At 49.6% G+C, this 11,614-nt stretch carries 14 protein-coding genes and 1 pseudogene; 6 read left to right on the top strand and 9 right to left on the bottom strand.

The window, feature by feature from the left end; all coding sequences use genetic code 11:
• The first annotated feature begins 107 nt into the window (after positions 1 to 107).
• The 3 genes from SIL79_RS12415 to SIL79_RS12405 are packed head-to-tail and all read left to right on the top strand — an operon-like array spanning position 108 to position 2,812.
• Positions 108 to 851: a (Fe-S)-binding protein gene (locus tag SIL79_RS12415; RefSeq protein WP_039035938.1), complete on the top strand. Its 744-nt coding sequence runs from the start codon at positions 108 to 110 to the stop codon at positions 849 to 851.
• Positions 852 to 861: 10 nt separating this feature from the next.
• Positions 862 to 2,238, top strand: a complete 1,377-nt coding sequence (locus tag SIL79_RS12410; protein ID WP_039035939.1) for a lactate utilization protein B — start codon at positions 862 to 864, stop codon at positions 2,236 to 2,238.
• A gap of 4 nt (positions 2,239 to 2,242) precedes the next feature.
• Positions 2,243 to 2,812 (top strand): LutC/YkgG family protein, encoded by a 570-nt coding sequence (locus tag SIL79_RS12405; protein WP_039035940.1) that lies wholly within the window; start codon positions 2,243 to 2,245, stop codon positions 2,810 to 2,812.
• 71 nt (positions 2,813 to 2,883) lie between these two features.
• Here the strand turns inward: SIL79_RS12405 and SIL79_RS12400 are convergent, their stop codons facing one another.
• Together SIL79_RS12400 and SIL79_RS12395 are read right to left on the bottom strand one after the other, a co-directional pair.
• Positions 2,884 to 3,090, bottom strand: coding sequence for an energy transducer TonB (locus SIL79_RS12400; protein ID WP_162206953.1), 207 nt, complete (start codon positions 3,088 to 3,090; stop codon positions 2,884 to 2,886).
• Positions 3,091 to 3,176: 86 nt separating this feature from the next.
• Positions 3,177 to 3,287: pseudogene (locus SIL79_RS12395) on the bottom strand (IS5/IS1182 family transposase); the annotation flags it as partial.
• A 419-nt stretch (positions 3,288 to 3,706) separates the two neighbouring features.
• Between SIL79_RS12395 and SIL79_RS12390 the strand changes: the two are divergent.
• The 3 genes from SIL79_RS12390 to SIL79_RS12380 all read left to right on the top strand — a co-directional run bounded on the left by SIL79_RS12390 (position 3,707) and on the right by SIL79_RS12380 (position 4,996).
• The gene (locus tag SIL79_RS12390) at positions 3,707 to 3,898 is read left to right on the top strand and encodes a hypothetical protein (protein WP_152608465.1); all 192 of its coding nucleotides are present in this window, start codon (positions 3,707 to 3,709) and stop codon (positions 3,896 to 3,898) included.
• Positions 3,899 to 3,984: 86 nt separating this feature from the next.
• Complete coding sequence (locus tag SIL79_RS12385) at positions 3,985 to 4,512, top strand: hypothetical protein (protein WP_162206954.1); 528 nt, start codon at positions 3,985 to 3,987, stop codon at positions 4,510 to 4,512.
• 121 nt (positions 4,513 to 4,633) lie between these two features.
• Positions 4,634 to 4,996, top strand: coding sequence for a hypothetical protein (locus SIL79_RS12380; RefSeq protein ID WP_233962536.1), 363 nt, complete (start codon positions 4,634 to 4,636; stop codon positions 4,994 to 4,996).
• 251 nt (positions 4,997 to 5,247) lie between these two features.
• On the opposite strand, the gene SIL79_RS12375 is transcribed toward SIL79_RS12380, so the two are convergent.
• From SIL79_RS12375 to ribH, 7 genes are all read right to left on the bottom strand, one after another.
• Positions 5,248 to 6,453, bottom strand: coding sequence for an IS256 family transposase (locus tag SIL79_RS12375; RefSeq protein ID WP_319619207.1), 1,206 nt, complete (start codon positions 6,451 to 6,453; stop codon positions 5,248 to 5,250).
• 156 nt (positions 6,454 to 6,609) lie between these two features.
• Positions 6,610 to 7,404 carry a slipin family protein gene (locus SIL79_RS12370; protein WP_039034261.1) on the bottom strand — a complete coding sequence of 265 codons (795 nt, stop codon included), beginning with the start codon at positions 7,402 to 7,404 and terminating at the stop codon, positions 6,610 to 6,612.
• Position 7,405: 1 nt separating this feature from the next.
• The gene (locus SIL79_RS12365) at positions 7,406 to 8,851 is read right to left on the bottom strand and encodes an NfeD family protein (protein ID WP_218152595.1); all 1,446 of its coding nucleotides are present in this window, start codon (positions 8,849 to 8,851) and stop codon (positions 7,406 to 7,408) included.
• 265 nt (positions 8,852 to 9,116) lie between these two features.
• Positions 9,117 to 9,611: a phosphatidylglycerophosphatase A family protein gene (locus tag SIL79_RS12360; protein ID WP_039034260.1), complete on the bottom strand. Its 495-nt coding sequence runs from the start codon at positions 9,609 to 9,611 to the stop codon at positions 9,117 to 9,119.
• Entirely contained in the window at positions 9,612 to 10,568 is a 957-nt protein-coding gene (gene thiL / locus SIL79_RS12355) for a thiamine-phosphate kinase (protein WP_071476817.1), read from the bottom strand.
• Positions 10,569 to 10,656: 88 nt separating this feature from the next.
• Positions 10,657 to 11,064 carry a transcription antitermination factor NusB gene (gene nusB, locus SIL79_RS12350; protein WP_039034259.1) on the bottom strand — a complete coding sequence of 136 codons (408 nt, stop codon included), beginning with the start codon at positions 11,062 to 11,064 and terminating at the stop codon, positions 10,657 to 10,659.
• Between the two features lie 13 nt (positions 11,065 to 11,077).
• Positions 11,078 to 11,554, bottom strand: coding sequence for a 6,7-dimethyl-8-ribityllumazine synthase (gene ribH / locus SIL79_RS12345; RefSeq protein WP_025009431.1), 477 nt, complete (start codon positions 11,552 to 11,554; stop codon positions 11,078 to 11,080).
• Positions 11,555 to 11,614: the final 60 nt, after the last annotated feature.

The following is an 11,614-nucleotide window of genomic DNA, read 5'->3' as shown; positions in this document are numbered from 1 at the left end:
TTACCCTGTGTCAGGTGATGTTCAAATACAGAGTCAGAAAGCATCTGACCACACCGGACATAGATGATGTCGGTTAACGCAAGCAACATCCAATTAGGAAACACCAAATGAAGATAGCCTTGTTTATTCCCTGTCTGGTCAACCAGATGCTGCCGGATGTGGCCATCGCCACCTTGGAACTGCTGGAGAAGCTGGGGCACCAGGTGATCCTGCCTGAAGGCCAAACCTGCTGTGGTCAGCCCATGACCAACTCGGGTTGTTTTGACGAAGCCCGCAAGACCACTATGAAGCTGCTCAACGCCTTCAAGGGAGTCGAATGCGATGCTATCGTATGTCCAGCGGCATCCTGCCTGGTAGCCGCCAAAGAAAACTTCCATGAGTTTGACGACAGCCCGGAAGCCGCGGCCGTTATCGCCAAACTGTACGAATTGACCGAGTTCCTGCACGATGTCGCCCCGGTAGAGAGCTTCCCCAAAGCCTTCCCACACAAGGTGAGCCTACAACTGAGTTGTCACGGTATTCGTATGCTGGATCTCGCCAGCCCCAGTGAATATATGGGCCCACGTTACAACAAAATGGAAGCCCTGCTGGAACGTATTCCCGGCATAGAGATCACCTATCCGGATCGCCGCGACGAATGCTGCGGCTTCGGCGGTACCTTCGCGGTAGATGAAGGTGCTGTGTCTGCCAAGATGGGCAAAGACAAGGCTCAGGCCCATGCAGCCACGGGTGCAGACTATGCCGTCGGTTTTGACCCATCCTGTCTGATGCATCTGGACGGCATGATCCGTCGCCAAAACTTGCCGATAGAAACCCGCCATCTGGCGCAGATCCTCAACGCTGCCATTTAGGGAGATAGCCATGTCACAGACACAAGGGGCCAAAGCCCACGCCAGCCAGGCAGAGATCTTCTGCCGCGATGAGTCCAGAGTTGATTGGCATTCCAAAGCCCTATGGGTGTTGCGGGAAAAGCGCGACCGCGCTGCCGGCAGCCTGCCCGAGTGGGAACAGCTTAGGGATCTGGGTTCGGCTATCAAGCTGCATACCCTGACCAATCTGGCCAAGTATCTGGAAGAGTTCGAAGCCAACTGTATCCAGAACGGCATTCAAGTGCATTGGGCCAAAGACGGCGCCGAGCATAACCGCATAGTGCATGAGATTCTGGCCAGCCATCAGGTGAAGAAGCTGGTGAAGTCCAAATCCATGCTCACCGAAGAGTGTCACCTCAACCCCTTCCTCGAAAGCAAGGGCATAGAGGTCATAGACACAGACTTGGGTGAACGCATCATTCAGCTGAAAAAACAGCCACCTTCACATATCGTGGTCCCCGCCATTCACCTCAAGAAAGAGGAAGTGGGCGAACTGTTCCATGAAAAACTCGGCACAGAGGCCGGTGCCAGCGACCCGACTTACCTGACCCGTGCCGCCCGTGCCCATCTGCGTGAGCAATTCCTCAGTGCCGATGCGGCCATGACAGGGGTGAATATGGCCATCGCCGACAAGGGCGCAGTGGTTGTTTGTACCAACGAAGGTAACGCCGACATGGGCTGTAACCTGCCTAAGCTGCAGCTGCACTCCATGGGAATAGACAAGCTGGTACCATCGGTGGAAAGCGCCGCAGTTTACCTGCGTACTCTGGCCCGCAACGCCACCGGCCAGCCGGTAACCACTTACTCCAGCTTCTACCGCGGCCCGCAGGCCGGTGGTGAGATGCACGTCATCATAGTGGACAATGGCCGTACTGAGATGCTCAAGGACAAGATCCTTGCCGAGTCGCTCAAGTGTATCCGCTGTGGCGGTTGTCTGAACACCTGCCCTGTATATCGTCGCAGCGGTGGTTACAGCTACAACTACACTATTCCAGGTCCAATTGGCATCGCAGTCGGTGCGCAGGACGATGACACCAACTCCATCGCCTGGGCCTGTACCCTGTGCGGCTCTTGCTCCTATGTATGCCCCACTAAGGTGCCATTGGACAAGATCATCTTCCGTCAGCGTCGTCTAAAGGCCGAGTCAGGTAAACTGCCTTACGGTAAAGGCAGTTATATGCCATTGGTCGGTAAGTTTATGGCCAGTACCACTATGCTGAACTGCTCCATGAGCATGGCAAGACTGGGCTTGAGAATACTGCCAGGTAGCCTGCTCAAGCCATTCTCTGGCGCTTGGGGTAAATACCGTGAACTGCCCAAGGCACCCGCCTCTAGTTTCGAGGCCTGGTTCAAGAAAAACAGGAGCTAATCAGATGTCCAGCAAATCTTTTATTTTGGATGCCCTTAAGTCCTGCGCACTTGAAGGACACAATATGCCGGCCATAGATGTGGCCCCTAGACTGGACGACCTGATTGGCCAGTTTGAAACCAACCTGGGAACCGTTGCCGGCAAACTGCATAAGCGTGGTGGTTTTACCGAACTGCAGCAGCAAGTCGATGCCTTGATTGCCGAAGGCAAGCAGATTATCTCTCAGGTAGAAGGGGTAACAGGTAACCGTGAAGTGCCCGCTGACAGCCATGATCTGCGTGATATCGATTATGCCGTAATCAAGGGTCAAGTGGGTGTTGCTGAAAACGGTGCCATCTGGGTCAGTCAGAAGTCTCTATCTCACAGGATCACACCTTTTATCTGTGAGAACCTGTTTCTGGTACTGGAAGCCGATGCCATTGTCGCTAACATGCATGAAGCGGCCGACAAGATAATGTTGGACTCGGGTGAGTTTGGGGTGTTTATCGCCGGCCCATCCAAGACGGCTGACATTGAGCAGGCACTGGTAGTTGGTGCCCACGGCGCCTGTAGTCTGAATGTGTTCCTTATCTAACTCAGGATGAGGAGGACAAAAACGCCGGCAACTGCCGGCGTTTTTATTGGGCAACAATCCGCTTTGCAGCCTTAAAGCGTGAAGGAAATCTTCGACCACGTTTTAGCACCAACAGGCTTACCATCGACAAACTTAGGTGCATAGCGCCACTTTGACACGGCTTTGACGGTTTCAGTTTCAAACTGCTTGCCACCCTTGGAGTCCAGCACTTCCACATGGCTGACAAAGCCCTGTTCGTTTACTGTCTCTTCCACGTTGACCCAACCTTCTCGGCTCATCCTGGCGAACTGATTGGATAACCGGGCACGGCACGAAACACGGGCCGCTGCTCCTGATCCACACTCCAGGGGCGCATATTGCCTATCGCCTGACAGTGTTGAGTCGCTTTGTCCAACCAGAAAGTGATAGAGCCACGGTTAACTAATGCCTGATTGTATTACTTCCAATTGGTGACAGTGCGCTTTGACTTGCCCATGATATTGACCGTAAACCTTGCGATGCAAGCTCTGATCATGAAGTGCCAAAAAGGTTCCGCTGTTTTAGACAACAACGCCTTTAAGGCTGGCAAGGAAAATTAATGGATCTGACAGCCTATGCGCCGATACATACAACTGATAAACCCGACACTAAGCCTGTGAGATTACAATACTCAGGTTGGTAAAGCTTTGGTGTTGGAAAAGTACAAAAACACAAGGCGCCCTAAGCAAGCAACAATAAAAACAAACCAAGATCAAAAAAAAAGCCAATCAACACATAACCTTAACAACTGAAAAACAAATGCAAAAATGTTAAAGATTGATTTTTTTTGATTGCCTTATACACATTTTTTTGATTACTTAAGAAATGCATAATTTACAAATTATGCTCAAGGGCAAATACGAAAAAGGAGTTTTTATGAGAAAAATCATACTAATATTAACGTTGTTTTTTTCAACATCAAGTACGGCTTATTATCCAACTTATGTATCTAGAACTAACCATCTTGTTGAAATTAGTGAAAAACAATCAGGCCAATGGAATAGCTTGATGGTTATCAACAATGAATCCATAGGACTCCCTATACATAATGAAACAAAAAAACATTAAAATCTATTAATAAAAAGTTCTTCTCATCTATAGAATCAAGCGCAAGAACGGAAATCAACAAGCTACCAACATTCAGGTATAGAGAGTTGAAACATGTAACTTTAAATGGGCCATTAGAAACCAAAATAATGACACAGCCAGATGGAATAATAACAGCAACTGTGAAAGGATTTACAATATCGACTGAGATAAAAATTGACATATCTGGCCTGACATTATACACAAAAATCAAAACATCTGAGTTAAATCTTTCTGCAGATTACAACCCTATTAATGGTCAAGTCTATAATATTAGAGATAATGGAAACCTTAGAGTCCTTGTAGATATTGACGGAAATGGAATATTCAACAAGTTAGCAGAAAAGGTAACAAAGTCCTTGCTAAAGGTTTTTAAGCCTAACTTTTTCCAACAAGAATTGAACTCAATTTTAAGCAGTATTCACAACCATAAATATTATGTAGCTGGCATTGAAAGCGTTATACCTGATAACACTTGGATTATTAATGGTATGGACTTAGGTTTTGAAATAAAAAACACACTTAAAGGAATACATCCTGAAAAGTATATATCAATAGCAATATCTGAAAAAAACCATAGATATTACACTGGTTAGAATTACAGAGAGTACTACATGAACAAAGTTGATTTTGATATATCAGGAAACTATAAAATATCTTACGAAAACCAAGCCGTTTATGATACAGGAAGTTGGATAAACCCATGCGCGAGACCAGGTGGCGCAAGCCATGGATGTTATGAACCATAAAGTTAAGGTTACTATGAAAAATTTAACCATGATCTTCTTAATCAGTTTGATGTTATCTGGCTGTACATCATTGAACGAAGTTAAACTTGATTCCACCCCCACATCAAACTATATAGGAAAGGATATCAAAATAACCACTACCTCAGATGAAATAATTGAGTTTAAAGTCGAGAGCACAACTGATTCGACGTTATCCGGAGAAGGGAATTCTGTAAAAATAGATAATATCAAGAAGATAGAGATGAAAGAGTTTAGCGTGATTAAATCAATTTCATTAACTAGTGGCCTATATATACTAGGTGCAGCAATTATAGCCGTTATGGTATTGTGAAATTAGAGCCTAAGGAAGATACAAGCAAGTCCCATGTGTGATCTGCTTTGTGTTTAATGATGGGATTGTTAGTATGCAGCATGAGAGTTACCTCTTTTGTTTTGATTGAAGCTTTGACACCTTTATCAAAACGGGTAACTCTCACCTTTTCAAGATAATGTGTCAGATCAAGTCGCGACTAAAATAACTTAGGAGGGTGTTCAAAATTCTGTGTCACGGAGGGTGTTCAAAATTCTGTGTCACGTTAAAAATCACAGATCGATGTGAGCATCCAGTCGTCCTTCAAAATGGATGGACAGCTGAGATAGCGTTAAATTCCAGTTTTGAATCGGGTGTGACCACCGCTCCTGAGCCTTCAATATACCGGCGTAGAGCAGTTTGAGTAAACTGTTCTCGTTGGCAAAACCACCCTTGGTTTTCGTCAGTTTACGAAACTGACGATGTACGGCCTCAACCGCGTTCGTGGTGTAGATAGCCTTACGCACGTATTCCGGGTACTTAAAATAGGTCGATAACAGCGCCCACTTGTTGCGCCAGGACTTGATGACCACAGGATATTTGTCGCCCCATTTGGCTTCCAGCTCGTCCAGCGCCATCTCAGCTGCATTGAGGGTTGTGGCTTTATAGACACACTTTAAATCAGCCATAAACGCCTTCTGGTTTTTAGACGCTACGTATTTCATTGAGTTACGAATTTGATGAATGATGCATGACTGCACCTCTGTATGTGGGTAAATGGTTTCAATGGCTTCAGGGAAGCCTTTAAGGCCATCAACACAGGCAATCAGGATGTCTTTAATACCGCGACTATGAAGATCGGTTAGTATACTTAGCCACTGATGTGCACCTTCAGTGTCTGAGATATACAAGCCCAACAGCTCCTTTTTTCCTTCTACATTGAGCGCCAGAATGGTGTACACAGCTTTGCTGACAAAGCGGCCATTCTCTTTGATTTTATAGTGAATAGCATCAAGCCAGAGGATGGGATACAGGGCTTCTAAATCACGTTCACGCCAAGCCTGAAGCTCAGGTAGCAGTTTATCAGTAATGGCGCTGATGGTGCCATTGGGGACTTCAATGCTGTAGATATCGGCGATATGGGCACGAATATCCTGATAACTTGTGCCCAGTGAAAATAGCGCAATGATTTTCCGCTCCATCTCATCGGTCAGGTATGTCTGGTTCTTTTTTACAACCTGAGGCTCGAAGGTGCCATCTCGGTCACGCGGAGTATGCAGCTCAAAGCTACCGGTAGCGGTCTTCAGTGTCTTACTGGTCTTGCCATTTCTGCGATTACCAGGCTGCTTATCTTCAAGATGTTGGTCGAGCTCAACATTGAGGGCCGCTTCAGTAAGCTGTTTAATGAGTGGTGTGAGAATACCATCTTTGCCGGTCAGGTCTTTACCTGCACGCAGAGCTTCAATGGCGGCTTCCATGTCAAATGTAGGTTTGGTCATTTGAATATCCTTTTGGGTGTATATTACTCAAATGACACAGATTTATGAACACTACCTAACTTAGGCCGGAGGCCTATTATTGAGCTATCCCCAAACGCTCAAAATAACAATATATTAACCCCCTTGTAAATGGGCGACATTTCAAACAGTTTCAGGCTAATTTTTGGATTTTTCATTTAAATTGCTAAATGCACCATTTAATTTGCTCAGTAACTCAAGCGGCAGCGGAAACAGGATAGTCGAGTTGTTTTCTGCCGCCACTTCGGTCAGGGTATGCAGATAGCGCAGCATAATGGCATTGGGTTCTTTGCCCAGCGTCTGCGCCGCTTCCACCAGTTTTTCCGAGGCTTCCATCTCCCCCAGAGCATGGATCACCTTGGCCCGCCGCTCGCGCTCGGCCTCGGCCTGACGGGCAATAGCGCGGATCATACTTTCATTGAGATCCACGTGCTTGATTTCCACATTGGCCACCTTGATGCCCCAGGCATCTGTGTGGGAGTCGAGGATCCTTTGAATGTCGGCATTGAGCATCTCCCTGTTGGCCAACATCTCGTCCAACTCATGCTGACCGAGCACGGATCTCAGGGTGGTCTGGGCCAGTTGACTGGTGGCGGCAAGGAAGTTCTCCACATTAATAATCGCCTTTTGCGGGTCGACTACCCGAAAATAGAGTACGGCATTGACCCGCACCGAGACATTATCACGGCTGATCACATCCTGAGAGGGCACATCCATCACTATGGTTCGAAGATCCACCCGCACCATCTGCTGCACCACAGGGATCAGTATGATAAGCCCAGGCCCCTTGACCCGGTAAAAACGCCCGAGAAAGAAAATCACCCCGCGTTCATACTCCCTGAGGATGCGAAACATGCTGATAAGCAAGGCCGCAAACAGCACCAACAACACCCCAAAAGAAATGTTTAAACTACCACTGATAGCTTCACCCATGTCAGTCTCCTCTGCGTTGATTTTCAGTCGGCTCGATATCAGCGCTTTTCACCTCAGCCAGCTTAAGTACTAACCCATTAAGCCCCAAAATCCGCACCCGCTGCCCAGGGCTTAAGGCCTGCTCACTGCTCCCTTGCCAGTCTTCTCCCATAAAGTGCACTCGGCCGCGCCCGGGAAAGCCGTCTATCACCCTGGCATATTCCCCTACCATCCCCTCGGCGCCGGCCACCCCGGACAATTTGCGAGTCTTGAACACAAAGCTTATCAGCAGCAGGAAAAACAGCAGGCTCACGACGCTGACCAGGGCTATCACGGGCCAGGCTATGCGAAAAGCCTCAACTTCACTGTCCACCAAAAATACCGACCCCAGCACGAAGGCGACCAGGCCACCGAATCCTAAAATTCCAAAGCTTGGTAGCATGGCCTCGGCGAGCAGCAAAATAATTCCCAAGAGCAATAAACCGCCACCGGCATAGCTGATAGGGAGCAGCTGGAAGGCATACAAGGCCAACAGCAAACAGATCCCTCCTATTACCCCGGGCAACATGGCGCCAGGACTGTAAAACTCCAGCAGCAAACCGTAGATCCCCAATAACATCAGGATGTAAGCGATATTGGGGTTGGTGAGCAGATTGATGAATCGGGCACGCCAATCCGGGCTGCGATCCAGCACTATGGCGTTTTCGGTATTGAGTATCCGAGCACCACCAGGCATGGCTACCGACTTGCCATCAAGTATGGTCAAGAGTTGCTGCGGCGTATCGGCGATATAGTCGATAACATTGGCCTCCAGCGCTTCCGAGGCGGTCAGGGTCGCCGCATCACGTACCGCCTTCTCGGCCCACTCGACATTACGCTGACGCAATTCCGCCAGCGCCCGAATATAAGCAATGGCATCATTGAGCTGCTTGCGCTCAAGTTTTTGACTATTGCTATCGCCCACAGGTTTTTCGGTTTCATTCTCTGACGGCTTGGGCTGTTGCGGCTCATTTCCCATGGGGCCCAGTTGCACAGGGGTGGCCGCACCAAGGCTGGTGGCCGTTGCCATGGCGGCGATATGACAGGCATACAGCATGTAAGTCCCGGCGCTGGCTGCACGAGCTCCGGATGGATAGACCAGGCAGGCAACCGGCACCCTGGAACCGAGAATCGCTTGGTTGATATCCCGTAGACTGGACACCAGACCTCCAGGGGTATCCAGAGTGATCAACACCAACTGGCTGTTTGGCGTATCCGATGCGCTCTCTATACCCCGGATCAAATAGTCGCTGACACCGGGACCTATAGCCCCTTTGACGCTGAGCAGGGTAATGGTCGGCGCTGCGGCCGGGGAGTAAGATTCTGGCCGGACGTGGTCTGCACCTAAGCCAGGCAAGATCCACAACAGAGCCAAGAGTCCTACACAGCCGCAACGCCGGAACAAGGCGTTGGCTAGCCAATCTATCATACTGCCCCCATGAGGGTTCCCTTAGCTTAAGGATAGTCGGCTTTGGGGATTAGGCATAAAGCACACAAATAATGGCTTTAACCCAAACAGGTAAATATAAGCAGAAGGAGGTAACAAGAAAAAAGGCGCCGAATCGACGACGCCTGTTATTTTTTCTGGAGTAGCGGGCTAGCTTGCTTCAAGGATAGAGCGCAAGCGCTGATAACCCATTCTTAAAGCTTATACATTTTGGCTCAAGGTTTATACATTTCGGCTCAAGGCTGATTCAGCCTACCGCCCAGACAATCGCCTGCAGTGACAGCATTGAGAAGATGCCGGCCAGGATATCATCGGCCATGATCCCAAGGCCGCCATGCACCTTGGCATCCAGCACCCGAATGGGCCAGGGCTTAAAGATATCGAAAATGCGGAACAGCACAAAGCCCAGCAACAACCAGAGCACTCCGGCCGGTGCGGCAATCATGGTGATCAGTAACCCCGCCACTTCGTCCCAAACTATGGCGCCGTGATCGTGCACCCCCATATCTTTGGAAGTCTTGCCGCATAGATAGATACCACCGATACAGGCCAGCAGCGTCACGGCAAGATACACTTCCAAACTGAACTGAGACAGCAATAGATACACAGGTACGGCAGCCAGGGTTCCAAAAGTCCCCGGCGCCTTGGCCGCGAGGCCAGAGCCAAAACCAAGTGCCAGAAAGTGCACCGGGTTCTTAAGGCTGACCCTTGCGAGCGCCTCGTCATGAGCAAACCACTTCATTTAAAAATGCTCAAATCCTGTCTGTTGCGGCTCGAATACCTCACCATGATATTGCAGCCTGAGTTGATTACCGGCGAGTATCTGGCCGACTTGATAGAACTTGACTCCGGCATGGCCCAAGGCGGTTTCCAGCGCACCGCGCTGCGCTTCCGGCACAGTGAACAGCAGTTCATAATCTTCACCGCCACAAAGGGCGTAGTCGAGCGCCGTCTCCAAACTCACAGTATCTTTCATCGCCTGGGACAGCGGCAGCTTATCCACTTCGATAACCGCACCGACAGCCGATGCCTTGAGGATATGCTTGATATCCGACAACAAGCCATCAGAGAGATCTATAGCGCTAGATGCCAAGCCTCTCAGGGATTGACCGGCCAGGACTCTGGGGCTGGGATGATAGTGACGGTTGACCAGATATTCCTTGTGTTCTGCCCTCGCCTTCAATTCACCACGTATGATATCCAGCCCCAGGGCCGAATCCCCCAGGGAACCTGTGACATAAATCCAGTCACCGGCGCGGGCGCCGCTACGAATGAGAGCTTTGCCTTCCGGCACCTGGCCATGAACCGTAATATTGATGGCCTTAGGGCCGCGGGTGGTATCGCCTCCAACCAGAGAAATACCATAGTAATCAGCCGCTTCAAACAAACCGGCACTGAACTGTTCCAGCCAAACTTCATCGACACTGGGCATGGTCAGCGCCAGGGTCATCCATGCGGGCTCGGCCCCCATAGCAGCAAGATCGGACAGGTTGACCGCCAAGGCCTTGTAACCCAGTGCCTGAGCCGGCATATCCGGTAAAAAGTGGACATTTTCCACCAGGGTATCGCAGGAGATGGCAATAGATTTGTGTTCGGCGGGTTGCACCAAGGCACAATCATCACCTATGCCGAGGCGGACATCTTTGCGCGCTTGGCCACGACCATGAAAATAGCGCTCGATAAGTTGAAATTCTTTCACTGTTGACTTGGCCACAGGTTCGCAGCCTCCCGGTTTTCCAATGAAAAAACGGTATCTGACGATACCGTTTGTCTAATTTCTTTCTGGTTCAGCGACGAGCTACCAGCTTGTCCAATATGCCATTGACAAACTTGTGGCTGTCCTCGGCGCCGAACGCCTTGGCCAACTCGATAGCCTCGTTGATCACCACTTTGTAAGGCGTATCCTTGCGGAAAGTCAGCTCGTAAGCCGCCAAACGCAAAATGGCCTTCTCCACGGGATCGACCTCCTCCATGGGACGTTGATCCAGATGGGGGGCAATTAACTCGTCCAGTTGAGCCTTTTTGGTTGTCGCTCCGGTGAATAGTTCACGGAAGTAGGCGACATCCACGCCGTCTATGTTTTGCTCGGTCAGAAACTCGTGCTCCACATCGGCAATATTGTTCCCGCTCAGTTGCCATGAATAGATGGCTTGAACCGCTAAACGGCGGGCTCTGCGGCGCTCTGAAGGCTTCATGCTTTTTCCTGTATTACAGCTGTTGCTCAAGTTGTTGCAGCACGTTCACCATTTCCAGCAGACCCAGGGCAGCTTCGCCGCCTTTGTTGCCAGCCTTGGTGCCGGAACGCTCAATGGCCTGTTCGATAGTGTCTGTGGTCAGTACCCCGAAAGAGACCGGGATATCGAATTCCAGACCCACTTGAGCCAGACCCTTGTTGCATTCACCTGCAACGAAATCAAAGTGTGGTGTACCACCACGGATCACTGCCCCCAGGGCGATGATACCGTCGAACTTGCCACTGGCGGCAACACGACGGGCGGCCAAAGGCAGCTCGAAAGCACCAGGTACGCGTACCACAGTGATGTTGTCTTCACTTACCTGACCGAAACGCTTAAGAGTGTCTACGGCACCCTCCAGCAGACTTTCAACCACAAAGCTGTTGAAACGGGATACAACGATCGCGACTTTGGCGTTTTTTGCTTCGATATTACCTTGAACTATGTTCATTATCTTACCTAACTTAGCTAAAGCACCCGGCCGGGGGCAAAAAGTGGCGCTATAATAGCA

The organism is Shewanella indica (genome assembly GCF_033842865.1).
Lineage (GTDB): Bacteria > Pseudomonadota > Gammaproteobacteria > Enterobacterales > Shewanellaceae > Shewanella > Shewanella indica.
Note: the sequence above shows the minus strand (reverse complement) of the source record. Positions and strands in the feature narration are given on the sequence as shown.

Coding starts and splice junctions, on each gene's coding strand:
- SIL79_RS12415 (WP_039035938.1), top strand. CDS start 108: ATGAAGATAGCCTTGTTTATTCCCTGTCTGGTCAACCAGATGCTGCCG.
- SIL79_RS12410 (WP_039035939.1), top strand. CDS start 862: ATGTCACAGACACAAGGGGCCAAAGCCCACGCCAGCCAGGCAGAGATC.
- SIL79_RS12405 (WP_039035940.1), top strand. CDS start 2,243: ATGTCCAGCAAATCTTTTATTTTGGATGCCCTTAAGTCCTGCGCACTT.
- SIL79_RS12400 (WP_162206953.1), bottom strand. CDS start 3,090: ATGAGCCGAGAAGGTTGGGTCAACGTGGAAGAGACAGTAAACGAACAG.
- SIL79_RS12390 (WP_152608465.1), top strand. CDS start 3,707: ATGAGAAAAATCATACTAATATTAACGTTGTTTTTTTCAACATCAAGT.
- SIL79_RS12375 (WP_319619207.1), bottom strand. CDS start 6,453: ATGACCAAACCTACATTTGACATGGAAGCCGCCATTGAAGCTCTGCGT.
- SIL79_RS12370 (WP_039034261.1), bottom strand. CDS start 7,404: ATGGGTGAAGCTATCAGTGGTAGTTTAAACATTTCTTTTGGGGTGTTG.
- SIL79_RS12365 (WP_218152595.1), bottom strand. CDS start 8,851: ATGATAGATTGGCTAGCCAACGCCTTGTTCCGGCGTTGCGGCTGTGTA.
- SIL79_RS12360 (WP_039034260.1), bottom strand. CDS start 9,611: ATGAAGTGGTTTGCTCATGACGAGGCGCTCGCAAGGGTCAGCCTTAAG.
- nusB (WP_039034259.1), bottom strand. CDS start 11,064: ATGAAGCCTTCAGAGCGCCGCAGAGCCCGCCGTTTAGCGGTTCAAGCC.
- ribH (WP_025009431.1), bottom strand. CDS start 11,554: ATGAACATAGTTCAAGGTAATATCGAAGCAAAAAACGCCAAAGTCGCG.